Consider the following 24,759-nt stretch of genomic DNA (forward strand, 5'->3'; position numbering starts at 1 on the left):
ACATGGAGCCGTGTGAACGCTTCGAGACAAGTGGCGAACGCTTGCGCCTGGGTTCAGGCGCCTTGGTGCTGCGCGGATTCGCACTGCCGTATGTGAGCGAACTGATGCCCGCCATTTCTGACATCGCGGCCATGTCGCCGTTTCGACACATGGTGACGCCTGGAGGTTTCACCATGTCGGTTGCGCTGACGAACTGCGGGGCACTGGGATGGACGACAGACCGGCGTGGCTACCGGTACACCTCAATTGATCCGGACACCGGCGAGCGGTGGCCTGCCATGCCCGACGCGTTCGCGCGACTCGCCAACGAAGCAGCGGCAGCAGCGGGATTCGCCGATTTTGAGCCAGATTCCTGTCTGGTGAATCGCTACTTGCCTGGCGCGAGGCTCTCGTTGCACCAGGACAAGAACGAGCGGGACTACGAAGCACCTATTGTCTCGGTCTCTTTAGGCATGAGGGCCACCTTCCTGTTTGGTGGACATGAGCGCTCCGATCCCACGCTCAAAGTTTTTCTGCACCACGGTGATGTGATGGTATGGGGAGAGGCCGATCGCCCGCGCTATCACGGGGTGATGCCGTTAAAAGAAGAGCCGCATCCGCTGCTCGGAAGTCAACGCATCAACTTCACCTTCCGCAAAGCGGGATGAGCATCGGAATTCAAGAGCAAGAGTCGGAGTTTTTTCCCGAGACGATACACCTAAAGTAGCCGCAGTTGCCAAGACGCTCCCATGCACTCGATATCCATGGAACCGACGAACAAACGGGCCGAAGCGCGCCGCCAGATTGAGGCCTATTGCCAGTCGTTGGTGGACATGGGCGCGGCGCAATGGCGGGTCGGCGATGCCGGTGCCATCGAGCTGCGCATGGAAAGCGGCGAGGCCTACCTGTTTGGAGAATGGGGCGTTACCCGCCTGAGATGAGCAGACTGACCACACCAAGTGTGCCCGCCGATTCATTCAACAAGGAGTGCATCATGCAATTGTTCTTGAGCTATCTGGAGTCGCCGCTGGGCGACCTACTGCTCGTCACCGATGCGCGGCAGATTGTGCGCGGGCTCGATTTTGCCGACCACAAGGCGCGCCAGCATCGCAGCTTGCGCGAGCACTATGGCAGTGTCGAGCTGGTTGAAGTTCCGGCCCCATCCGAGATCGCCGAAGCCTTGGCTCGCTATTTTTCGGGTGAATTGGGCGCGCTGGATGCCCTGCGGACTGAGACCGCTGGCTCTCAGCTTCAGCGCCGGGTCTGGGCCGCGCTGCGCCGCATTCCGGCCGGCACGACCACGACCTACGGCAAGCTGGCCAAGGAACTGGGCTTCGACGATCCGCGCGCGGCCATCGACATCGGTGCAGCCAATGGCGCCAATCCGATCGCCGTCATCGTACCGTGTCATCGGGTCATCGCCAGCAATGGCGACCTCAAGGGTTACGCCTGGGGGGTGCCCCGTAAGCGCTGGCTATTGGAACACGAGAGGGCGATCGCGCCAGAGCGTGCCGAACCACAGACTGCCATGCTGCCGGGGATCTGATCTTGGCCGATACCATTGCAGCTGACTTGTCTCCGCGCGCGTACGAACGGGCCTCTCAGTACTTGTCCGGTCTAGATGCAGACTGGGCGCGCCATATCGCCATCGTTGGCCCATGCCGACATGAGGCCAAACCTGCGCGCGAGCCCTACGAAGCCTTGGTGCGCGCCATCGCCTACCAACAGTTGCACGCCAAGGCCGGCGATGCGATTCTTGCGCGACTGCTGGCGCTCTATCCGGGAGCCTCCTTCCCATCGCCGGCACAACTCCTGTCGACCGATCCTGAGTCACAGCGCGCGTGCGGCTTCTCGGCCGCCAAGCTGGCCACCATACGTGGCATTGCGCAGGCCGCCGTGGACGGATTTGTGCCCAGTCTCGATGAAGCTCGGCGCCTTCCTGACGCCGCGCTGATCGAGCGCTTGGTCTGCCTGCGTGGCGTGGGGCGCTGGACCGTCGAAATGTTCCTGATCTACTCATTGGAGCGCTCAGACATCCTGCCGGTGGACGACTTCGGCGTGCGCGAGGGTTACCGGCGCCTGAAGGGCTTGGAGGAGGCGCCGACACCTCGGCAGTTGCGCGAGATCGGCGGGGCCTGGAGTCCCTGGCGGACTGTCGCGGCCTGGTACTTGTGGCGACTGCCGCCTAAATGATGAAATTCATTCGCAAGAATCGGAGTTCTTGCGAATGAATTCCTGCCTATCCTGTCTCTGTGATTGACGATTCCAGGACTGTCGCCATGAATACGACCCATGTCTACGAAACCGAGGATACCCGTTGGGAGGCTGTGCAGGCGCGGGATGTCGCGGCCGATGGGCACTTCGTCTATGCCGTGCGCACCACGGGTGTGTACTGTCAGCCTAGCTCTACGGCACGGTTACCCAAGCGCGAAAATGTGGAGTTCTTCGACTCGGCAAAAGCTGCCGAAGCGGCGGGCTACCGCCGCAGCCGCCGCGCACGTGGCGACCAGACCAGCGCGGCAGCCGAGCGCGCCGCGCTGGTGGAGTGTGCCTGTCGCCTGATCGAGGCGTCAGAGACACCGCCCCAGCTCGACGACCTGGCAGCCGAAATCGGCATGAGCCCGTTCCACTTCCACCGTCTGTTCAGGGCCGAAACGGGCCTCACCCCCAAAGCCTACAGCTCGGCCTATCGTGCCCGCAAGTTGAGGGAGGAGTTGAGCACACCCAACGCTTCGGTCACCAACGCGATTTATGGCGCCGGCTTCAACTCCAATAGCCGGTTCTACGAAGCCTCCGACCATCTGCTGGGCATGCGGGCGCGAGACTACCTGGCAGGCGGCACCGGGGCGGTCATTCGATTCGCGGTGGGACAGTGCTCGCTAGGTGCCATTCTGGTCGCACAGAGCCAGCGCGGCATTTGCGCCATTCTGTTGGGCGATGACCCGGATGCGCTGGTGCGTGACCTGCAGGACCAGTTCCGCAAGGCTCGGCTTATCGGCGGCGATGCTGAGTTCGAGCAATTGATCGCCCAGGTAGTGGGGTTCATCGAGGCACCGGCTATCGGGCTGCACTTACCGTTGGACGTACAGGGCACGGCCTTCCAGGAGCGCGTCTGGCGGGTTCTGCGCGAGATTCCGCCGGGCACGACCGTGAGCTACGCGGAGATCGCCGAGCGCATCGGCGCTCCCAAGGCCGTGCGTGCCGTAGCGCAGGCCTGTGCAGCGAACCACATTGCCGTGGCCATTCCATGCCACCGCGTGGTGCGGCGCGATGGCGATATCGCCGGCTACCGCTGGGGCGTGGATCGCAAGCGCGAATTGCTCCAACGCGAAGCTCAAACCTGAAAGGATGCTGCCATGACGCAATTCTCCGATGCGCTCAATCAACTGGATTGGTTTGCCATATACGGCCACCTGGATGCAGACGGCTACGCCGTGATTCCGGGACTGCTTGCAGCCGATCGGGCGCGCGAGCTGGCGCGGCGGACCGATTTCGACGGAAAGACGCGCCGAATGCCATTGGTGACCACCGAGCTCGGGCAAGGTGATCTGTTCTACTTCGATCAGAACTTACCAGACCCGTGGCAGTCGCTGCACGAAGCGTTTTATCCCAAGCTCGCGGCAATTGCCAACTCATGGAACGAGCGACTGGACATAAGTTACCGCTACCCAGAGGAATTGTCCGCTTTCCTCCAGCAATGCAGCGCGGCGGGACAGAAGCGCGGCCAGTCTTACTTGAGCCGGTTGAGTGCTGGAGACTACGTCGCGTTGCACCAACGCAGTGATGCAGAGCACGTATTCCCGATGCAAGTCGTTGCCTTGCTTACGACACCGGGCGACGACTTCCTCGGCGGGGAGTTTGTCATGACGGAGCAGCGCCCACGCATGCAATCACGGCCACTGGTCGTTCCGCTCAAACTTGGCGATGTGGCCATTATCACGACAGCTCAGCGCCCGTTCAAAGGCACGCGTGGCGACTATCGGGTCAACCTCAAGCACGCGATCAGTCGCATCCGGCAGGGTGAACGTATTGGCGTGGAACTCACGTTCCATCATTTTGTGTGAGCCTAAATGGTGGATCGGACTATGACCGAATCGAGAACCTGGACGCTGATCGGACGGGACGGCAAGCCCTATGAAAGCTCGGTGCCAGGCACACTTGGTGGCCATCGAGGCGGGCGGATCTACGGCAGATTTGATTGCCGGGCGGCCCTGCAGTCCATCGCCCGCGGGGGCTATATCAAACAGCGGGTCTTCTTTCTCGACGAGTCGATCGCTATCGCCGCCTGCTTCCGGCCGTGTGCGGTTTGCATGCCTGTTCGATACGCTGCCTGGAAGAGGACGCAAGCCACTGGAAGCCGCCCTACATCACGAAATCGAGTGCAGTCATGACCGCTGAAACGCTATTCAACGCGGTCTTGGAGAAGGCCTCGGGAAGAGAACCCTTGAAACCGCAGTCCCTGGCCGACAAGCTTGCGATGGTTGACTGGCTCGCATTCGAGGAAGCGTTGACGCGCGATGGATACGCCGTGATTCCGGCGCTCTTGACATGCGAGCAGTGCGAGTCAGTCACTGGATACTTTCCTGAGGACCAGCGATTCCGAAGCCGGATCGTGATGGAGCGATACGCATTTGGGCGAGGCGAATACAAATACTTTCGAGACCCACTGCCTGATCTCATCAGTGAACTGCGGCGCGACCTCTATCCACGTCTCTCGCCAATTGCGAATCGCTGGCATGCGGTCATGCGCATTGCGGAGAGGTTTCCGGCCACACATGCGGAATTCAGCGAAATCTGCCGCCGGGCAGGACAGACCCGTCCAACCCCGCTCCTGCTACGCTATGGCGCCAACGATTATTGTTGCCTCCACCAAGATCTGTATGGCGACCACGTATTTCCGTTCCAGGCGGTCTTCTTGCTCAACGAGCCGGGGCGCGACTTTGACGGTGGCGAGTTGCTGCTAACCGAAACGCACCCGACAAAGCCGGGACGTGCTCAGGTCGTGCCCCTGCGTCAAGGTGATGCAGCAATCTTTGCCGTGAATCACAGACCCGTGCGCTCGGCGCGAGGATTCCATCGCCTGAGTCTGCGTCATGGTGTTAGCAGGCTGCATCGGGGTCAGCGGCATACCTTGGGCATCATCTTTCATGATGCTAGATAATTGGCGTACGTCGGTCCGCCATTCGGGGCAGGAGTTCTGTGCCTGCCCATCCGTCGTGCATGTCTGGCCGGCGCAATCGGCTTCACGGAATTCACGACCTCAGGTGTCCGCATATCGGTGCGGATCAGTCATTGATTAATCATGGGCTGACCAACCGAGACTCAGGCCGAACGCGGTTGGACTGTCCTGCAAGGAGGCGAGACGAATAGTCTTAAGGACTTCCCAGTCTTCTTCTGCGGTTGCACGGACCGTCACAGCGCTCAAATCCATAGTCATATCGGGTTCCTTGAGAGTTAGAAAACAAAAAAGGCGCCGTTGGCGCCTTGGTCACTATCAGCATCAGTCGGGACTGGAGGGGGCCGAATCAACACTGTAAGCGTAACGAACCACGGTGCATGGGGCTGCGACCGCGACGCTGGTGAAAGTGGACGAGGAAGTTAATCGGTTCCATGTTTCTATGTTGACAGATGGCTCAAAGTTTGTCAGCAAGCCATGCAGGTCTGGTCGGCGATTTAGTGCACCAAGGATGGCTCCGGTCGTCGAGACTTCCATTGAGATAATTCAGATTCGAGGGGGACGATGCGCTGATCGTCCGTAGCCGAGGTCATGGCGACTCTGCGCAACATCACCCCATCAACGCATCCGCCACCAGATACTCACCCTCCCACCCCAGCGCCAACTGCCGGCAGCGCCCCAGCGCCACCGCCTGGCGCTCGAAATCCACCACCATCACCGCATCAGCCCAATGCGGGCGCGGCGGCTGCTCGGTGCTGCGGCCGTCGCTGAGCAGCCACAGCCAGCGCTGTTGCGCCGGGCGCCGTCGCGCGGCGTGGGCCAGCAACTGGGCGGCGCGCTCCATGCCGAGCGCGAGCGGCGTGCCGCCGCCGCCGGCGATCGGGCGGATCCAGGCTTCGCTCCATGGGCGAGCGCGTGCCGGCCGCAGGCGGACTTCGGCGCGGCCGGCGGCGAAGCACACCAGCGCCACCTCGGCGCGCGCCTGGTAGGCGCGTTGCAGCAGGCGCAGCAGCACGCCCTTGGCCAGCGCGAGCTGGCGGCCATGCAGCATCGAGGCCGAGCAATCGAGCACGAAGCAGTGCAGCACGCCGGCGTGCGCCTGCTGTGCGCGCCAGCGCAGGTGGCTCGGCGCAAACGGCTGGCTGCCCTTGGCAGCCAGCGTCCGTGTCCAGTGGATGCGCGAGCTGCCCGGGCGGCCGTGCGGCGCGGGCAGACGTGGGGCGAAACGAGAGGCTTGCCACCGGTTGCCGCCTTGCCCGGGTTCGGCGGCGGCCTGCCGGTGGCTCAGGCTTTTTTTGCGGGCAGCGGCCTCACGCCCTTGACCGGGGCGATACCGGCCGCAGCACTTGCCGGCGGGGGCGGGAGCGCGCCCCATGGGTTGTTGGCGGCTGCGTCGCCCGCATTGCGGCCATCGCCATCGCCGCTGCCATTCGCATGGCCAGCGCTATCGGCCTGCCCACCGGCCTGCCCGCCAGCGTTGGGCGGCGCCTGGCGCCGGTGGTGCAGGACCAGCTCCGCCACGGTGTCCACATGCGCGGGCACCACCGCCGCGTCGCACTGCAAGGCAGCCAGCGCGCGCGCCGCGCGCAGCATCACCAGGTCTGCCCGCACACCGTCGACGGCGGCGGCCAGGCACAGGTGGCTGACACGCTCGTGCACGGCATCGCTGAACGAAAGCGCGGACAGCGCGGCGCGCGCCAGCCGCACCTGCCGCGTGAGCGTTTCCTGCTCGGTGGCAAAGCGCGTGCGCAGGGCCACCGGATCGTTGTCGAACGCGAGCCGGGCCTTGACGATCGCCTGGCGCTGCGCGGCGTCCGTGCAGTTCTCCAGCGCCAGCGACAGACCGAAACGGTCCAGCAGCTGCGGGCGCAACTCGCCCTCTTCCGGGTTCATGGTGCCCACCAGCACGAAGCGCGCCTCGTGCTGGTGCGACACGCCGTCGCGCTCCACCACGTTGACGCCGCTGGCGGCCACGTCCAGCAACTGGTCGACGAGGTGATCCGGCAGCAGGTTGACTTCGTCCACATAGAGCACGCCCTGGTGCGCGCGCGCCAGCAGGCCGGGGGCAAAGCGGACCTCGCTCTGCTTCAGTACGTGGCCGAGGTCGAGCGTGCCGATCAGTTGTTCCTCGCTGGCGCCCAGCGGCAGCGTGACAAACTGGCCTTCGGGCAGCAATTCCGCAAGGGCTCGCGCCGCGGTCGACTTGGCCGTGCCGCGCGGGCCGCTGACCAGCACGCCACCGATGCCGGGATCCACCGCGGCGAGCAGCAGCGCTTGCTGCAGGCGCTGCTGGCCGACCAGGGCGCTGAAGGGAAATGGCATGCGGGCGAGCCGGGCGGTTGCATTCATGAGGGGATTCCTTCGATTCCTTTGATTCCTTCGATTCCTTCAAGCGCCTGCTCGCTATCGAGCAGGTGTTGTTCCAGTTGGGCGCGACGCTCACCCGGCTCCTGCCACAGGCCGCGCTGCGCCGCTTCGAGCAGGCGCTCGCAGATGGCGTGCAGCGCGCGCGGATTGTGCTGGCGCAGGAAGGCGCGGGTGCCGGCGTCGTTCACATAGGCATCGGTCACCAGCGCGTACTGGTGATCGGCCACCACGCGGGTGGTGGCGTCGAAGCCGAACAGGTAGTCCACCGTGGCGGCCATCTCGAACGCCCCTTTGTAGCCGTGCCGCTTGACGCCGTCGATCCACTTGGGATTGACCACGCGCGCACGGATCACGCGGCTGATTTCCTCCTGCAGCGTGTGGATGCGCGGCGCCGCCGGGTTGCTGTGGTCGCCGTGGTAGATCGCCGGCTGGGCGCCGCCGAACGCGCGCGCGGCCGCTACCATGCCGCCCTGGAACTGGTAGTAGTCGTTGGCGTCGAGCAGGTCGTGCTCGCGGTTGTCCTGGTTCTGCACGACCGCGTCCAGGCTGGACAGGCGCAGGGCAAAGCTGGCGCGCGCCTCGACGCCATCCGTGCCTTGCCCATAGGCGTAGCCGCCGGCATGCAGGTAGGCCTGCGCCAGATCGCTGTCGTCCTGCCAGTTGCGGCTATCGATCAGGTCCTGCAGGCCGGTGCCGTAGCCGCCCGGGCGGGCACCGAACACGCGCCAGCCGGCGCGGCGGCGCGCCTCGGAAGCGGGCACGCCCTCGGCTTCCAGCCGCGCGCGCTCGCTCTCGATGCGGGCGCGCACGGGATTGACTTCGGCGGGTTCGTCAAGCTCCGCCACCGCCTGCACGGCGGCATCGAACAGGCGCATGACGTTGGCGAAGGCATCGCGGAAGAACCCCGACACGCGCAGCGTGACGTCGACGCGCGGACGGTCGAAGATCGCCATCGGCAAGATCTCGAAGTCGGTCACGCGGTAGCTGCCGGCCGCCCACTTGGGCCGCACGCCCAGCAGCGCGAAGGCCTGCGCGATATCGTCGCCGCCGCTGCGCATGGTGGCGGTGCCCCAGACGGACAGGCCAATGGACTGCGGATACTCGCCGTGCTCCTGCAGGTGGCGCTCGATCAGCTGGTTGGCAGACTTCAGGCCCAGCGTCCATGCCGTACGAGTTGGCACCGCGCGCGTGTCGACCGAGTAGAAATTGCGCCCGGTGGGAAGGACATCCGGCCGGCCGCGCGAAGGCGCGCCGCTGGGGCCCGGCGGCACGAACTGCCCAGCCAGCCCACGCGACAGTTGCCGCATTTCCTGCGGGCCGCAGGCATCCAGGCGCGGCATCACGTCCTGGCGCAGGCGCGCGAGCACGGCCGAAGCCCGCGGCAAGGCAACGTCGCCAGCCACATCGCCAAGCAACGCCGTGGCCAGCATCTCAAGGCGCTCGCGCGTATCGCCATGATGGCGCCACGGCCCGCCGTCCAGCGTGGCCAGTTGCGCCGGACGCGGCCCTTGCCAGGGCGCGGACCAGTCGGCATCGAGCGGGTCGAAGCCATCGCCCAATGCCAGGTCGGCGGCCAGCGCCGCCAGCAAGCTGGCTTGCGCGCCCTTGCCGTCGCCCACCGGAAAGCGCCCGAGCGCGAGCAGCGTATCGCGCCGCTGGCGGCCCTGCGGCGACACGCCGAAAACGTGCAGGCCATCGCGGATCTGAGATTCCTTCAGCTCGCACAGGTAAGCGTCGGTGCGGTTGAGCAGCGCATCTTCCCCATCGCTATCCGCCGGCGCATCCAGCCCCAGTTCACGATGCAGCTGCTGGTCCACGATCAGCTTCAGAATCTCCTTGCGCAGCATCCGCGCGCGGCGCGGGTCCACCGCCAGCGCCTCGTAGTATTCGTCGACCTGCCGCTCCAGGTCCTGCAGCGGGCCATAACTCTCGGCGCGCGTGAGCGGCGGCATCAGGTGGTCGATGATGACGGCCTGCGCGCGCCGCTTGGCCTGCGCGCCCTCGCCCGGGTCATTGACGATAAAGGGATAGAGATGCGGCAGCGGCCCGAGGATGGCATCGGGCCAGCAGGTATCGGCCAGCGCCACGCTCTTGCCGGGCAGCCATTCCAGGTTGCCGTGCTTGCCCACGTGGACGATGGCGTCGGCGCCAAAGCTGTGGCGCAGCCAGAAGTAGAACGCCAGGTAGCCATGCGGCGGCACCAGATCGGCATCGTGGTAGCTGGCGTAGCTCTGGCTGCCTTGCTCGCCCGGCAGCGCGTACGCCCGGGCCGGCTGCAGCCCGACGAACAGATGCCCGCTGCGCACGCCGGCGATCATGAAGCGCCCTTGCCGCACCATCGGGTCCTGGTCCGGGCTGCCCCAGCGCTCGGCAAGAGCGCGCTGGTTGTCCGCCGGCAGGCGGCTCAGGTGCGCCAGGTAGTCGGCCATCGACAGGCTCTGGAACGCCGGCCGCAGGTCGCGGTGCGTCAGGTCGTTGGTGATGCCCTGCGTGAGCCCGCGCATCAGGTCGTCGCCATCGGCAGGCAGGCCTTCGCAGTGGTAGCCCTGCTCGCGCAGCATGCCGAGAATGCCCACTACGGAGGCGGGCGTATCCAGCCCCACGCCGTTGCCGATGCGCCCTTCGTTGGCCGGATAGTTGGCCAGCACCAGCGCTACGCGCTTGTCGGCATTGTCCAGCTGCCGCAGGCGGCACCAGCGGCGGCTCAGCTCGGCCACGAAGGCGATGCGCTGCGCGTCGGGCTGGTAGCGCACCACGTCGACCTCGGTATGGGGGCAGCGATAGGCCAGCCCCTTGAAGCTGACGGCGCGCGTGATGATGCGCCCGTCCACCTCGGGCATGGCGATATGCATGGCCACGTCGCGCGGGCCCAGGCCCTGGCTGTCCTGCAGCCAGTCCTCGCGGTTGCCGCCGCTCAGGATCACCTGCAGCACCGGCGCGTCGCCGGCGAGCGCCAGGGTTTCAGGCGCGTCCAGCGACGAGACGGCAAACGCCGTGGTGTTCAGCACCAGCGCCGCGCCGTGCCCGGCGCACAGATGCTGCAGCACCTCGCGGCACAGCGTGTCCTTGAGTGAATTGACCGCCAGCGGCAGCGGGTTCATGCCCTGTGCGCGCAAGGCGGCGATGAGGGCATCGAACACAGCGGTGTTGCCAGCCTGCAGGTGGGCGCGGTAGAACACCAGCGCCACGACCGGCGCATCGGCATGGCCATCCTGCGCCCACTCCCGCTGCCAGTCCGCCGCGGTAGCCACGCCGTGTGCCGGGTGATAGATCGCCGCCTGCGGCAGCACGCGCGGCTGCAGGGCGGGCTCGCCCCAGCCGAAAGCGTGATGCGCCAGGCAGCGGAAGAACTGCTCGGCGTTGTCCGCGCCGCCCTCGCGCAGGTAACGCCACAGGTTGCTGGCCAGCGCTTGCGGCGCGTTGCCGCGCCCGAGCAGGTTGGCGTCCTCGGCGAGGTCGCCGGAGAACATCACCAGCAGCTGCTTGCGCGAGCGCGCCAGTTCGGTGAGCCGCTCCAGGCCATAGGGCCAGTCGCTGTCGCCGCCAAGATGGTCGACCACCACCACGCGTGCGTGCTGCAGCACGTCGTCCACATACATGTCGAGCGAAGCCGGCTGGCGCAGGTACATCTGGTTGGCCAGCCGCACCGTGGGAAAACCCTCTCCCAGGCGCGGAAAGACGCCGGCCAGCAGCGACAGCGTGGTATCCGCCGCGCTGAGCACCACGATTTGCGCCGGGCTTTGTGCAATGCGCACCACGCCGGCGTTATCGTCGACGAAGCCGCCCGGACGGGTGGAAAGCAGGTGCATCGGGTGCCTGGGCTGGTGTGGGCTGGTGTGGGCTGGTTGTGGGCCTTATGCCTTGCGCCTTACGCCGTACGCACGGCGGCGGCACTCAGCGCGGCCTCCAGGGCGGCCTGCAGCGTAGGCTGGTCAAGCGCCTGGCCGATCAGCACGATACGCGTGGATTGCGCCTCGCCCGGCAGCCAGCGGCGGTCGAAGTAGCTGTCAAAGCGCCGTCCCACGCCATGCAGCACCAGCCTCATGGGCTTGGCTGGCAGCTTGGCAAAGCCCTTGATGCGGTAGATGGTGTGGCTTTCCACCAGCTGGCGCAGGCCATCGATCAACGGGTCGCGGTCCACCTCGCCCAGCTCTACGACGACGGAGTCGAACTCGTCGTGATGGTGATCTGCGTGATCGGAATCGTCCGCCGAGCCGTGGTGATCCGGACGCAGGTGAATGGTGTCTTCCGAGGCGCGGTTCAGGCCCAGCAGCAGCGCGATATCCAGCTTGCCACCCTGCGCGCCGACGATCTTCACTTCGGCGGGGATCTCCGGGCGGATCAGCGCTTGCACTTCGGCGCGCTGCGCGTCGTCGATCAGATCAGTCTTGTTGAGGATGACGAGGTCGGCCGCGCCGAGCTGGTCTTCGAACAGCGCATGCAGCGGGGACTCGTGATCGAGGTTGGGATCGGCCTTGCGCTGCGCGTCCACGGCGTCCGGGTCGGCGGCGAACTGGCCGGCCGCGGCTGCCGCGCCGTCCACCACGGTGACGACCGCGTCCACGGTGAAGGCGTTCTTGATGCTGGGCCAGTTGAAGGCCTGCACCAGCGGTTTGGGCAGCGCCAGGCCGGAGGTCTCAATCAGCACGTGGTCGATATCGCCGCGGCGCTCCAGCAATTGCTCCATCACCGGGAAGAATTCCTCCTGCACCGTGCAGCACAGGCAGCCGTTGGCCAGCTCATAGAGCTGGCCATTGCTCTGGCCGGATTCGTCGCAGCCGATGCCGCAACCCTTCAGGATCTCGCCATCGATGCCCAACTCGCCGAACTCGTTGACGATCACCGCAATGCGCCGTCCGTTGGCGTTCTCGAGGATATGGCGCAGCAAGGTGGTCTTGCCGCTGCCAAGGAAGCCGGTGACGATGGTGGCGGGGATTTTACGGGTCTGCATGGTGGATAGGGGAATTCAGCGCTGGCGCTGGGGTTGAATCGGGGCGTGCGATGCGCGGCGTGGCTGGCCCTTCGCAAGTTATGTTTTGCGCAGCCGGTAATCAGTATCGACAAACGCAGTATCGACAAACGCAGTGTCGGCAAACGGCGACGGGCCTGGCCGCGGCGAGGGGATCAGCATAAAGAGATCGCACGGTGCTGTCCACCCGCGGCGCGTCAGCGTGGCGCGGGCTGCCGCCGGCCACGGCCGCGCCACCACTCCGCAAAGGCGCCAGCGCCAACCAGCAGCAGCATCAGCGCAGCGCTCCACAGCGCCTCGCGCGGCGCCAGGCCACTGAGCGGGGCGGGCGCGGCGAGCTTGAGCACGCGGCTTTCGAGCAACTGGCCTGTCACTTGGCCTGTCACTTGGCCCGTCACTTGGCCGGTCGCGGGACGCGGCGCCGGTGCTGGCTGCGGCTTGGCCTGCCGGGCCGGCGGCGGGCTCGCACGGGATGCGTCGGGCGGTGCAGCCCGGCCAGACGCCGCCGCCGGCGCGGCTGGCTCGCGCCCCGGCATGGCTGTCGCCAGCCGCGCGGAGAATTCGCGCAGCGCATCCGTGGGCAGCCGGGCTTGCTGCCCCAGCCCGGCGATGTACTGCATCAGCACGGGATTGCCGCAGCTATTGGCCGAGCAGGACAAGCCATCGCGATTGACCGACGCCACATAGCGCCGTGCCATGTCGGCGCGCTCGGCAGGCGTGAAGCGGTAGCTCCCCTGCCGGTCCACTTCCAGCAGCCGGGCCAGGATGCCCTGCCGCGCGTGCGGGTTGTTTTGCGCAAAGAAAGCGTCCATGTCCAGGCCATTCTTGTCGGCCACATAGACGTCATACGTGTTCTGCCAGAAGCTGCCGCTCATCTGCTCCGGGCTGGTGGCCTGGAAGCCGTAGAGATGCTCGATCTCCTTGAACATTTCGCGCGCGCCGGCATAGCCCGAGCGCTGCATGCCTTCGATCCAGCGCGGGTTCCAGTTGCGCGCGTTGAGCTCGGTGGCCAGCCAGGTGCGGGCATCCACGGTCTGCTCTTCGCCGGCGCGGCGCAGGTTGTGCAGCCAGAAGCGCGGCGCCTGCCCGCTGACGGCGCGCGTGGCCATGTTGAGGCCGCCGGCGTACTGGTAGGTATCGTCGTTGTCGAGCGCGCCGTAAAGGGTGCTGGCGCGCGAGAACAACACGGCCTGGTTGGATTTGAGGTGGCTGGCCAGCGCCTGCGGCGCGGTCTCGCCCCAGCCTTCGCTGGAGAACGCAAAATTCATGTAGCGCAAGTACTGCCGCGCCAGCGCGCCCGGCGGCTCGCCGGCCTGCGCCGCGTCCTTGCTCTGCTCCACCATCTGCTGCACGCCGATGCTGTAGTTGCCGGGCTTGGCGGCGAACACGCGGGCGCGGGCCAGCCGCGCGGCCAGTTGCGGCTCCACGCCGGCCGCCAGCAGCGTGGCCTGCGCTTCGCGGTCGTGGCGGCTGATGGCGTTGTCGCCGGCGGCGGCGGCCAGGCGCGCGGCCTTGTCCAGCAGCGCCACCTTGTCGCCGAAGCCGTCGCGGTAGATGCCGGAGATGGTGAACAGCACGTTGACGCGCGGGCGGCCGAGTTCGGCATCGGGGATCAGGCGCACATCCTCCACCACGCCGCGCGCGTTCCAGACCGGCTCCACGCCCATCAGGTAGAGCGCCTCGCTCTCCATCGCGCCTTGGTGGCGCTCGGTTTCGCCGTACCACAGCACCATCGAGACCTGCTCGGGCGCCTTGCCGGTTTCCTCGCGATAGCGCGCGAGCGTCTGCGCGGCCAGTTGCTTTCCGAGCTGCCAGGCCGCGGGCGTGGGGATCAGCGCGCCGTCGAAGGCGTGCAGGTTGCGCCCGGTGGGCAGGCCCTGCGGGGTGCGCACGGGGTCGCCCAGCGGCGCGGTCGGCAGGTAGCGGCCGGACAGCACGGTCACCAGGCCATCCAGCTCGCGGCGCGGCGATTCGCGCAGATTGGCCAGCCAGGCGCGCGTACTGGACAGCGCGGCTCTTACCTTCTGCGCCAGCGGCGGCGGCAATGGCGCGTTGGCAGCGCCGTCCGGCTCGCGGCCTTCTGCCAATGCGCCGGCCCAGCGCGAGAGCGCGTCCTTGCCGATCACCCGCATCTCGCTCGCGTCGAATGCGCTTTCCAGCACGGTGGCCAGCGCCTGGCGCTGCGCATCCAACGGCGGCAGCTCGCCCAGCGTGTGAACGCCCAGCGGCACCGGCTCGGCTTCCACCTTATGCAAGAAGCGGTGGATCACGGGTTCGACCTGCTCCCATGGCGCGCCGGGATCCAGCCCGAGCTGGCGGTCCAGCCCGAGGGCGCGGATCTGCGCCAGCGCCTGCAGGCGGTATTGGTCCGCCAGCGCCGGGGAGCTGTCGGCGGCGGCCTCCTGCTGCTCGATCACCGCGTCGAGCTTGGCCAGTTTGTCCGGCCAGCCGGCGCGGGCGATCAGCGGGGTCAGGTGGCTGACCAGCACGGCAGCGCTGCGGCGCTTGGCCTGGATGGCTTCTCCGCCGCCGTCCTGGATGTAGTAGTAAGCGTTGGGCAGGTCGCCCAGCAACACCTCGGCGCTGTCGTCGCCGCTTTGCCCCACCTGCTTGCCAGGCAGCCATTCGAGCGTGCCGTGGCGCCCCACGTGGACCATTGCGTCCGCGCCGAAGGCGTGGCGATACCACAGGTAGGCGGCGATATAGGAGTGTGGCGGCGGCGTCACCGTATCGTGCGAGCTGTCCATCGCTCGCGCGAAGGTGGAGCGCAGCGGCTGCGGGCCAACGAACAGATTGCCGAAGCGCAGGCCCGGAATCACGAAATCCTGCCCGCCATGGCCGTCACCCACCAGCATCAGCGGATTGCGCTCGGGCGGGCCCCAGGCGGCCACCACCGACTGGCGAAACGCCATCGGCAAGGCATCGAACCAGCGCTTGTACTGCGCCATCGGCAGCAGCGTAACGCGGCCGCGCGACACCATCTCAGCCAGTTCGCCGGGCGACCATTCCTCCATATTGCGGCCATTGCGCTCCAGCAGCGCGGTCAGCTCGGCCGTGTCCGGCAGCGTGGCGCCCGTGCGGTAGCCCGCCTCGCGCAGCCGCGCCATGACCTGCACCAGCGAGGGCAGCGTAGCCAGGTAGCTGGCGCCGATATTGCCGCGGCCCGGCGGGTTGTTGTAGTAGAGGATGGCGATGCGCTTGTCCGCCGCTGGCTTGTCCTGCAGCGCGATCCAGCGCCGCACGCGGGCCACCGCAGCGTCTGCCCGCTGCGGCACGGCACGGCTGGCCTTGGCGCCGTGTTCGTCCTCCAGCGTGGCGAACAGGATCGGCTCCGAGACGCCGGCCCGCTCGGGCGTGTTAAGCAGCAGCGGCAGGCGCTCGCCGCCAATGCCGCGCGCATCGGCCCGCCAGCCGGCCTGGCTGTCGCGCGTGGCGATCAGGTTGATGGCATGCAGGCCGTGGCGCTCCAGCCAGGCCTTGTCCTCGGCGCGGCTGATGGTGAGGTTCAGCGTCAGCAATGCGCGCAGCGGGCTTTGGCCGTCGACCGTGAGCATCGGATCCAGCCCGGACAGCGGCCAGCCGAACACCGGCACCGCGCCAATGCCCTGGCGCTCCAGCGCCGCGATCAGCGCATCGATATGCGCGAGATCCTGCTGGCGATAGTTGCTGGCATAGAAGGCAATGCCGGCCAGCGGTGCGCCGGCCGGCAGGCCACTTGCGCCGGCGCGGTACCAGGCGAGATAGTCCTTGAGCGTGGCAAATGCTTGCGCTGCGCGCGGGTGATAGATGCCGGCCGCGGGCAGCGGGCGCGGCGGCGGCACGGCCATGGCCTGCTCGCCGCGCACGGTGGCCACCAGCCAGGCCATCCAGCCCGCGAGGTTGTCGGCGCCACCGGCGCTCCAGTAAGCCTCGGCGGCCTGGTTGCGCGCGGCGTCCAGGCCAAAGCCCCAGGCGGCCTCGGCGGACGCTGCCGGCGCGGCCAGCACCAGCGCGCCGCGCTGCCGCGCCTGGCGCACGGCCGGCGCCATCTGGCGCAGCACGGCCGTGGGAACGAAATACGCGTAGATGACATCGGCGGCGGCGACTTGCGCGGCATCGGGCGCTGCCGTCACGGCATCCAGCACCACCCTGCCCGGCCCGGCCAGCTCGCGCAGGCGCGCTTCGGCCGCGGGCAGCAGGTGCGTGTTGGTGGTGACCAGCAGCACGCGTACCGGGGCTGGCTGTCCGGGCTGGGCTGCGCGGGCGTGGCCCGGGCCGGCAAGGCACCCGCACAGCAGCCCGAGCATCAGCAGCAGCCAGCGCTGCCACAGCGAAACCCGCCGCGCCGAAGCCATCAACGCGCGCCCGTGGCCGAGGCCGCGCCGGCCGCCGCGCCCTCCGGCACATACACCACGCTGCCATCCGGCAACTGGTAAGCCACGCCCAGCCGGGTGCCCTCGCCCGTTTTCTGCCGCGGGGACATCTTGCTGACCTTGACCTCCTTGCGGTTCTTCTCCAGCCATTGCAGCTCGCCGGTGCGCGGATCGCGCTGGACCATGGTGAACTGCGAGTCGGGATTGAGCAGCTGGGTCAGGCTGAACGCCTGCGTGAGCGCCACCATCAGGCCCACCGCAAAGACGATGGAGGCATCGAACAGGTTGGCCACGCCAGCTAGCGGGTCTTCCCGATGCACCGAGGCAAGCTCGCCCTGCGCGCGGCGCCGCCGCACGAAGCGCCGCCGCCTGAACTGGTGTCCCTGGCCCGCGTCCATCAGGCCTGGGTCCCGGCCAGATGGATGGCGGCGCGCGCGTGTGCAGCGGGCGCCACTGGTTCGGGCATGGCCCGCAGCACCAGCTCGCACAGGTTTTCCATTTCCTTGAGATCGCTGCGCGCCCAGCGCTCGCGCGTGAGCGTCAGCACGTAGGCGATGCCGCCCAGCACCAGCCCGCAGACGACCGCGCCAAAGCCGATCACCAGGTGGTTGACCATGCCGGCCATATCGCCACCGAGCAGCGATTGCAGCGCCGGACCGAGCGGGATGATGGTGCCGGCCAGGCCCAGCATCGGCGCGATGCGCACCAGCGTGCGGGTCAGGTCGAGCCGGTTGGCCACACGCATTTCCTCGCGCTGCAGCGTTTCGTCCAGCCACAGGTCAAGGTGTTCGTGCGAATCGAGCCGGGCGAGCCGTTCTTCCAGCATGCCCCAGAAGCGGGCTAGCGAAGGCGACAGCAATGCCGCGTCCAGATGCGCCTGCGTGCCATTTTGCAGGCTGGAGGCCAGCGCGTTGGCCAGCGCGGGGAGATCGCTGCGCGGCGCCACGGCGCGGCGCCGGGACTGCACGATCAGGCTGCCGAGATCGGCCAGCGAGAGCACGAACAGCACCAGCAACGCCAGCGCGACCGGCCAGAAGAACGCCGTGGAAAGGCGAAAGAAAATCTCGGTGACGACGCTTTCCATTGTGATTGGCGGCAGTTGGGTTAGGCGGATCGGCAGGCCACGGCGGGCCCCGGCGCAGTATTGTACGTCGCAGGTGCCCCCTTATCCCAAGCCAGGACCCGCCTGCGATTGCCTTGCCGCCAAGGCCTCAGGGCCAGCTTTCGCGCGCATACACGCCCGACTGCGCGCGCAGCCGCGCGGCGCGTTCGGCCACCCGGGCATCCGTGTAGAACGGCGGGTCCGCCAGCACCAGGCCATTCTCCCGGGCTTCTTCCACCAGGATCTGCAGGTACTCGGTCATGTGCGAGGCCGTGTAGTCGTTGGTGTCATGAAAGCTCACCACGATCGGCACCACGCCCCCCATGGATGGCAGCCGCTGCTCGGCGATGGCCACCTTGACCTGCGCGAGCTCGCTATTCATATGGGAGCGGCGACGCAGGCTGATATGCCAGCCGTAGATCTTGCCGTCGCGCGCGTTCACGTCCGACATCAGCATGCCCAGGCCGAGCTTGCGGTAGACCGCCTGCACCGCATCGTTGTAGGCCCAGTTGGGCGGGCGTACCAGTTGGGCCGCGCCGCGGCATTGCGCGATGATGTCGGCCTCGCCCGACAGCAGCGACGCCTCCAGTTCTTCGGGCGACATGCGCGTGTGCGAGAGATGCCCGATCGGCAACCCGCTATGCACCGCCAGCCGATGGCCGGCGAGGCAGGTAGCGTGCATCTGCGCTTTGCCGGCCTCGCCGCCACCGCGCCTCGGGTGGGCGGTCTGCACGAAGAAGAGCGCTTTGATGCCTGGCGTCACCGGGTTATCGGCAAGCTGGCGCAGAATCAGCGGCGTGCTGCCATCCTCGCCGGCATCGGGGCCGTCGTCGAATGTGAGCAGGAAGCGGATGGGCGGGAGCGGCCGCTGCGCGCGCAGGGCGGCCAGCTGGATCGCGGGCAGCGCGCTCGCCGGCATGTCGGAAGGGGCTGCCTGCGCGGCCGCGCAGGCGAGACTCAGGCTGCACGCCAGGGTCCCGGCAGCGAGACGAACAAAATGGGAAAAGCGCATGCGGGGCGTCCGGTTCGCCACTTCGGGCGCTCTTTGGCGCGCTGCGCGGGCAATCCGGAATGAGTCTCAAGCTAAAGAAATGGGGGCGAACCGCAGCCATGTGCGCGAATCGCCGCAGCGATCGCCGTGGCCCCGGCAAAAAGCAAAATGGCATTGTGCCATATCGTGCTGGCGCGCTTTTGCGCTGGTGCAGCCGAGCCCGCGCAGCGAAAAAAACCAGGCCATGAGACATGGCCTGGCGGGCAAATCGGCAGCAGGGGGCACTGCTGCCTGCGGGTAAGGGATGCCGTTTTGGACACCCCGGCCGACAGGTTAGCGGCTCCCCCATTTTGCAAACGCAAACAACTGTGTCACTGCGCCTCACCCGTTTGGCAATCCCGCCAGACGATACACCTGGCGCGCGCGTGGAGCACACGGTCCGGCTTTGTCGAAAGGCGTGAAAGGCAGCGGCAATGCACAAAGCGCACAGGCATGCTGCCGAGCCAGCATCGGACGGCCACGAGGCTATCGCGGCCACCCGGTGCAAATGTCAACAATTGTGAACGCTGAGCCGGAGCCGGCTCAGTAGGTTTCATCCGCGGGATCGATCATCAGGTGAAGATGCCCGGCAAGCTCTGCCAGCACCGGCTCGTCCGCACTGTGGATCATCCATCCCGCGTAGGCGTCCGCCTGCGTGTCCCAGCACCACAGCGTAAAGCCGGCCGCTTGCAACGAGACCTGCGCGATCGCCATCAAGCCGGGCACATCCTTGCCCGCGAGGAAGGCCGCCGCGAGCGGCTCGGGCGCGCCCCAGTCCACGCGCAGGCCGACCCGGTCGCACATGGCTTGCACACCGCGCACCAGGGCGGCCGTGTCTTTCCATTCCACGTAGAAGCCTGCGGCGCCGATCGCTTCGGTCAGCGGCCATAGCAGCATATGGCCCTCGCAGCCGGTCTCGGTGCGCGCGAGCGCATGCTGGAACGCGGTCCAGTATTTGTCCGCGGCATCCTGGTCGTGCAGAGAAATCAGCAGGATCAGCTCGCGCACGGCGTCCTGCGTTTCACTCGGGAGCACAGTGGTCATAGGCTTCTGGCAGGTTGGGAACACAGGGAACGGAAGGGGTTCGATGCTGGCAGGCCACAGCGTGATGCCGCGAGCCGACGCGGTGGTTGACTCGGATGCCGGAACCTTGTGTGAGCATCCGAGTGGCTGGACGTCTGGCGGTGCTTTGCCCAACGCCGGGAAAATGGCAGCCCCCTATTCTGACAAAGGTTGGTGCGAGGCGCTACTACACATACGCATCGAAGACGCATCGAAGGCGCGCTGATCGTCTCGCAAGACCAGCCCATACGCATTGCCTTACGGCACGAAAAACGCAAAGTTTAGGACGTGTCCTATTCGGCGGAAAAAGCCGGAAGAAAAAGATTGCCAAGCGCGCGCCGCCTTTGTTACCCTTCGCCCCGTTATCGCTTCGGAGTCATCTCCATGGACAGTTGTTCTAGTTGGCCTTACGGCCAAACCTTGAACGGCTAGGCAAGTCCAGGCGTCTTACCGCCACTGCCTAGCCGATACCGGCGGGTAGTGGTCCGTTGCACGGGTTCTCCGTGCGATCCCCTCCCAGTTCGTTGCAAATGCCTGCGGCTACCCCGCCGCGAGAATGCGTTCGTCCGCAGTTTCGCGATGCGTTATCCGCCGCTGCCTGCGCGCGCCGTCGAGCGTTAGCGCAAGGAGGCCCCATGCCGTCCCTCTTCATCGCACAACATGCCTTGCTGGCGCTGCAAATCCTGCGCTGCCACGCCGGCGGGCCAGGCAGTGCCGCCGTCCTCCTGCTCACGCTGGCCCTGCCCCCCGCGCGCCGTGCCGCAGCGCGTCATGACGCCGCGCACCGGCCCCGGCCGGGCTGACGCGCGCACCGCTGTCACGCTCACCGCATCCGGCGAAGGCGGCGCGGCGCGCCGCGCCCGCCTTTGCCGCTCCTCGCCTCACTCCAGCATCGCTGCCCGGCACGCCGGGACTTTTGGGAAACCGCACCGATGAACCTGATGAAAACGCTCTTCGTCGCCTTCCTGCGCACGCGCCGGGCGACCCACCACTTCCGCCGGCTGGCGATGTTCGAGTCGCTGGGCAAGCCGGGGCCGTCGCGCACCGTGCCAGAGCAGTTGGCACAATCGCTCAAGCGCGCCGCGCGAGAGGACGTGCCAGCCGTACTGGTACGCATGCACTCCCACGAGGATGGGCTGACCAGCGCCGAGACGGACGAAAAGCTCAAGCAGTTCGGCCCGAACGAAGTCGACCATGAAAAGCCGCTGCCTGCGTGGCTGCACCTGTGGCATTCGTACAGCAACCCGTTCAATCTGCTGCTGACACTGCTGGCGGCGATTTCCTACTTCACCGAGGACATGAAGGCAACGATCGTCATCGGCACCATGGTGACGCTGTCCACGCTGCTGCGCTTCGTGCAGGAGCGGCGCTCCAACCAGGCCGCGGAAAGCCTCAAGGCCATGGTCAGCACCACCGCCACGGTGATCCGGCGGGACCTTTCGGCCGGCGTTGCCGCCTTCAGCGCGGAGTACTTCAACGTGCACGTGCATTCCCGCCCGCCGCACAAGATCGAGGTGCCTATCCGCAAGCTGGTCCCTGGCGACCTGGTCGCGCTTTCCGCCGGCGACATGATTCCCGCCGACTGCCGCATCATCGCGGCCAAGGACCTGTTCATCAGCCAGGCGGCCATGACGGGCGAATCGCTGCCCGTGGAAAAATTCGCCGAGCTGCGCGATCGCCACGACAGCCCGCTGGAGCTCTCCAACATCGCCTTCATGGGCACCAATGTGGTCTCGGGCGCCGCCACCGCCGTGGTGCTAGCCACCGGCAACCACACTTACTTCGGCACGCTGGCCGAGCGCGTCACCAGCACCGACCGCTCGGCCACGGCCTTCCAGGCTGGCGTCAACCAGGTGAGCTGGCTGCTGATCCGCTTCGCGCTGGTGATGGCGCCGCTGGTGCTGCTGGTCAACGGATTTACCAAGGGCGACTGGACGCAGGCGTTCCTCTTTGCCTTGTCCGTCGCGGTAGGGCTCACGCCCGAGATGCTGCCGATGATCGTGACCTCCACGCTGGCCAAGGGCGCGGTGATGTTGTCGCGCCGCAAGGTCATCGTGAAGCGGCTCGACGCGATCCAGAATTTCGGCGCCATGGACGTGCTGTGCACCGACAAGACAGGCACGCTGACGCAGGACAAGATCGTGCTGGAGCGCCACACCGATGTGCTGGGCCGCATCAGCACCGACGTGCTCAAGCACGCTTACCTGAACAGCTACTACCAGACCGGCCTGAAGAACCTGCTCGACCGCGCGGTGCTCGATCACGTGGAGCTGCAAAGCGAGCTGAAGCTGACGCAGCATTACCGCAAGGTCGATGAGATCCCGTTCGATTTCGAGCGGCGCCGCATGTCGGTGGTGGTGGCCGAGCGCGAGGATCACAACGAGCTGATCTGCAAAGGCGCGGTGGAGGAAATGCTGGGCATCTGCACGCGCGTGCAGATCGATGGCGCGGCGCAAGCGCTGGACGCCGATATGCTGGCGCGCGTGCGCCAGGTGACGCACGACCTCAACGAGGAAGGCTTGCGCGTGGTGGCTGTGGCCATGAAGGAAACGCCCACCACGCAAACGCAGTACGGCGTGGCCGACGAATGCGAGCTGACGCTGGTCGGGTACATCGCTTTTCTCGATCCGCCCAAGGATTCCACGCTGCCCGCGCTCAAGGCGCTGGCCGAGCACGGCGTCACGGTGAAAGTGCTGACCGGCGACAACGAACTGGTCACCGCCAAGATCTGCCGCGAAGTAGGGCTGCCTGTCACGCGCGTGCTGCTGGGGCCGGACATCGAGAAGATGGACGCCCCGACGCTGGCCCGTGCCGTGGAAGATCACAACGTATTCGCACGCCTGTCGCCGCTGCACAAGGAACAACTGGTGCTGGCGCTGCGCGCCAACGACCACGTGGTTGGCTTCATGGGTGACGGCATCAACGATGCGCCCGCGCTGCGCGCGGCCGATATCGGCATCTCGGTGGACAGCGCGGTGGATATCGCCAAGGAAGCCGCCGACCTCATCCTGCTGGAAAAAAGCCTGATGGTGCTGGAAGAAGGCGTGATCGAAGGGCGGCGCACCTTCAGCAATATGCTGAAGTACATCCGCATGACGGCCAGCTCCAACTTCGGCAACGTGTTCTCGGTGCTGGTGGCCAGCGCCTTCCTGCCCTTCCTGCCGATGCTGCCGCTGCAACTGCTGGTGCAGAACCTGCTGTACGACGTCTCGCAGATCGCGATTCCGTTCGATCGCGTGGACAAGGAACTGGTGGCGCGGCCGCTGCGCTGGAACCCGGGCGACATCGGCCGCTTCATGGTGGTCTTCGGCCCGATCAGCTCGATCTTCGACATCACGACCTATGTGGTGATGTGGTACGTGTTCGCCGCCAACAACGTGGAGGCGCAGGCGCTGTTCCAGTCCGGCTGGTTCGTGGTCGGGCTGCTCACGCAAACACTGATCGTGCACATGATCCGCACGCCCAAGCTGCCGTTCATTCAGAGCCGCGCGGCGTGGCCGCTGACGTTGGCCACGGTGGCCATCATGGCCGTGGGCATCTGGCTGCCAATGGGCCCGCTGGCGGCGTACTTCAAGCTGGAGGCATTGCCGCCGGGCTATTTTCCCTGGATGATCGGCATCGTGCTGGGCTACGCCCTGCTGGTGACGGCGGTCAAGCGGTTCTATATCCGACGCTTTGGCTGGCAATAAGCTTTGGGCGGCGCCTATCGCGATACTTGCGCGAAAGGCGCCGCCGATGACATCGGCGTGACACCTGGCCGGCGTAAAAAGACGCAAGCGGTTCCATAACAATAACTTTCAAGCCCGGGGAAACCATGACGTCCCTCCAAGCCTTTCAAAACATCAACCTTGACTCGCTGCTCGACACCACCGTCAGCCTGACCACCGCCTTCATCCTCGGCGCGGTGATCGGCTACGAGCGGCAGATCCGCCAGCGCACGGCTGGCCTGCGCACCAATGTGCTGGTGGCGGTAGGTGCCGCCATCTTCGTCGACATGGCCAACCGCATGGCCGGGCACGACGGCGCGGTACGCGTGGTGGCCTATGTGGTCTCGGGCATCGGCTTTCTCGGTGCCGGCGTGATCATGCGGGAGGAAGGCAATGTGCGGGGGTTGAATACCGCGGCCACGCTATGGGGATCGGCGGCGATTGGCGCCAGTGCGGGGGCGGACCTGATTCTCGAGGCCGGGCTGGGCTGCCTGTTTGTGCTGGCGGCCAATACCCTGTTGCGGCCGGTGGTGAATCGCATCAACCAGCAGCCAATGGATACGACCGCGGTAGAGGTGACCAACACGGTCTATGTGATTGCGCCGCGCTCCGCGCAGAAGCTGGCGTTGCGCTTGCTTGAGGATACGCTGGAGGCGGGGAACTACCCGACCCGGGACCTGGAGGTGCATGCGTTCGGGGATAGCGATGTCGAGATTGAAGCGGTGCTTACGTCAACCTCCGTTGATGGGGATGTGCTGGATCGGTTGATGGCGGAGCTGGCGGAGTCGGAGCATATTCATCAGGCGTTTTGGAGTCCTAGTACGACGGATTGATTTTGGTTGGCTTGTGCTTGTGGTCTATTTGGGGCGGCGTTGGTTTTTTGGACCCAAGAGCAGCACATTGGGCTCTTGTTGCTTGATTGCGCTTTTATTTTGCGGTGTTGGTTTTTGGACCCAAGAGCCATACGACATCCCCCTGCGGGGGCTGCCGGTCACTCTTCTTTGCGTCGGCAAAG

General features: G+C 66.4%; 20 protein-coding genes. 11 read left to right on the forward strand and 9 right to left on the reverse strand.

What is annotated here, in order from left to right:
• Positions 1–2: 2 nt before the first annotated feature.
• The 8 genes from alkB (at position 3) to AC1Q7Q_RS36930 (ending at position 5,140) form a co-directional block, all read left to right on the forward strand.
• Positions 3–647, forward strand: coding sequence for a DNA oxidative demethylase AlkB (gene alkB, locus AC1Q7Q_RS36895; RefSeq protein ID WP_492373030.1), 645 nt, complete (start codon positions 3–5; stop codon positions 645–647).
• 96 nt (positions 648–743) lie between these two features.
• A complete protein-coding gene (locus tag AC1Q7Q_RS36900) occupies positions 744–920 on the forward strand; it encodes a hypothetical protein (RefSeq protein WP_492373031.1) in 177 nt (58 codons plus the stop codon).
• A 53-nt stretch (positions 921–973) separates the two neighbouring features.
• Positions 974–1,525, forward strand: a complete 552-nt coding sequence (locus AC1Q7Q_RS36905; RefSeq protein WP_492373032.1) for a methylated-DNA--[protein]-cysteine S-methyltransferase — start codon at positions 974–976, stop codon at positions 1,523–1,525.
• 2 nt (positions 1,526–1,527) lie between these two features.
• A complete protein-coding gene (locus AC1Q7Q_RS36910) occupies positions 1,528–2,172 on the forward strand; it encodes a DNA-3-methyladenine glycosylase family protein (protein WP_492373033.1) in 645 nt (214 codons plus the stop codon).
• An 86-nt stretch (positions 2,173–2,258) separates the two neighbouring features.
• A complete protein-coding gene (gene ada / locus AC1Q7Q_RS36915; protein ID WP_492373034.1) occupies positions 2,259–3,323 on the forward strand; it encodes a bifunctional DNA-binding transcriptional regulator/O6-methylguanine-DNA methyltransferase Ada in 1,065 nt (354 codons plus the stop codon).
• 12 nt (positions 3,324–3,335) lie between these two features.
• The gene (locus tag AC1Q7Q_RS36920) at positions 3,336–4,043 is read left to right on the forward strand and encodes a 2OG-Fe(II) oxygenase (RefSeq protein WP_492373035.1); all 708 of its coding nucleotides are present in this window, start codon (positions 3,336–3,338) and stop codon (positions 4,041–4,043) included.
• Positions 4,044–4,064: 21 nt separating this feature from the next.
• Complete coding sequence (locus AC1Q7Q_RS36925) at positions 4,065–4,370, forward strand: metal-binding protein (RefSeq protein ID WP_492373036.1); 306 nt, start codon at positions 4,065–4,067, stop codon at positions 4,368–4,370.
• The gene (locus tag AC1Q7Q_RS36930) at positions 4,367–5,140 is read left to right on the forward strand and encodes a 2OG-Fe(II) oxygenase (RefSeq protein ID WP_492373037.1); all 774 of its coding nucleotides are present in this window, start codon (positions 4,367–4,369) and stop codon (positions 5,138–5,140) included. The genes AC1Q7Q_RS36925 and AC1Q7Q_RS36930 overlap by 4 nt, the downstream gene beginning before the upstream one ends.
• 625 nt (positions 5,141–5,765) lie before the next feature.
• Here AC1Q7Q_RS36930 and AC1Q7Q_RS36935 read toward each other — a convergent pair.
• The 9 genes from AC1Q7Q_RS36935 to AC1Q7Q_RS36975 form a co-directional block, all read right to left on the reverse strand.
• Positions 5,766–6,530, reverse strand: coding sequence for a vWA domain-containing protein (locus AC1Q7Q_RS36935; protein ID WP_492387279.1), 765 nt, complete (start codon positions 6,528–6,530; stop codon positions 5,766–5,768).
• A complete protein-coding gene (locus AC1Q7Q_RS36940; protein ID WP_492373039.1) occupies positions 6,440–7,504 on the reverse strand; it encodes a magnesium chelatase ATPase subunit I in 1,065 nt (354 codons plus the stop codon). The genes AC1Q7Q_RS36935 and AC1Q7Q_RS36940 overlap by 91 nt, the downstream gene beginning before the upstream one ends.
• Positions 7,501–11,331 (reverse strand): cobaltochelatase subunit CobN, encoded by a 3,831-nt coding sequence (gene cobN, locus AC1Q7Q_RS36945; RefSeq protein WP_492373040.1) that lies wholly within the window; start codon positions 11,329–11,331, stop codon positions 7,501–7,503. Before cobN ends, AC1Q7Q_RS36940 begins: the two co-directional genes overlap by 4 nt.
• A 59-nt stretch (positions 11,332–11,390) precedes the next feature.
• Positions 11,391–12,473 (reverse strand): cobalamin biosynthesis protein CobW, encoded by a 1,083-nt coding sequence (gene cobW / locus AC1Q7Q_RS36950; RefSeq protein WP_492373041.1) that lies wholly within the window; start codon positions 12,471–12,473, stop codon positions 11,391–11,393.
• Positions 12,474–12,688: 215 nt separating this feature from the next.
• Positions 12,689–16,825, reverse strand: a complete 4,137-nt coding sequence (locus AC1Q7Q_RS36955; RefSeq protein ID WP_492373042.1) for a cobaltochelatase subunit CobN — start codon at positions 16,823–16,825, stop codon at positions 12,689–12,691.
• Entirely contained in the window at positions 16,825–17,241 is a 417-nt protein-coding gene (locus tag AC1Q7Q_RS36960) for a DUF2149 domain-containing protein (RefSeq protein WP_492373043.1), read from the reverse strand. Before AC1Q7Q_RS36960 ends, AC1Q7Q_RS36955 begins: the two co-directional genes overlap by 1 nt.
• The gene (locus AC1Q7Q_RS36965; protein WP_492373044.1) at positions 17,241–17,927 is read right to left on the reverse strand and encodes a MotA/TolQ/ExbB proton channel family protein; all 687 of its coding nucleotides are present in this window, start codon (positions 17,925–17,927) and stop codon (positions 17,241–17,243) included. Before AC1Q7Q_RS36965 ends, AC1Q7Q_RS36960 begins: the two co-directional genes overlap by 1 nt.
• 127 nt (positions 17,928–18,054) lie before the next feature.
• Positions 18,055–18,957, reverse strand: coding sequence for a polysaccharide deacetylase family protein (locus tag AC1Q7Q_RS36970; protein WP_492373045.1), 903 nt, complete (start codon positions 18,955–18,957; stop codon positions 18,055–18,057).
• Positions 18,958–19,518: 561 nt separating this feature from the next.
• A complete protein-coding gene (locus tag AC1Q7Q_RS36975) occupies positions 19,519–20,019 on the reverse strand; it encodes a DUF6630 family protein (protein ID WP_492373046.1) in 501 nt (166 codons plus the stop codon).
• Positions 20,020–20,672: 653 nt separating this feature from the next.
• On the opposite strand from AC1Q7Q_RS36975, the gene AC1Q7Q_RS36980 reads away from it, so the two are divergent.
• The 3 genes from AC1Q7Q_RS36980 (at position 20,673) to AC1Q7Q_RS36990 (ending at position 24,577) form a co-directional block, all read left to right on the forward strand.
• Positions 20,673–20,840, forward strand: a complete 168-nt coding sequence (locus AC1Q7Q_RS36980; RefSeq protein ID WP_492373047.1) for a hypothetical protein — start codon at positions 20,673–20,675, stop codon at positions 20,838–20,840.
• A 129-nt stretch (positions 20,841–20,969) separates the two neighbouring features.
• On the forward strand, positions 20,970–23,726 hold the full coding sequence (gene mgtA / locus AC1Q7Q_RS36985) for a magnesium-translocating P-type ATPase (RefSeq protein WP_492373048.1): 2,757 nt from the start codon (positions 20,970–20,972) through the stop codon (positions 23,724–23,726).
• 125 nt (positions 23,727–23,851) lie between these two features.
• Entirely contained in the window at positions 23,852–24,577 is a 726-nt protein-coding gene (locus tag AC1Q7Q_RS36990; protein WP_492373049.1) for an MgtC/SapB family protein, read from the forward strand.
• The last annotated feature ends 182 nt before the right edge of the window (positions 24,578–24,759 follow it).

The sequence above is a fragment of the Cupriavidus sp. GW823-FHT07A04 genome, assembly GCF_058794615.1.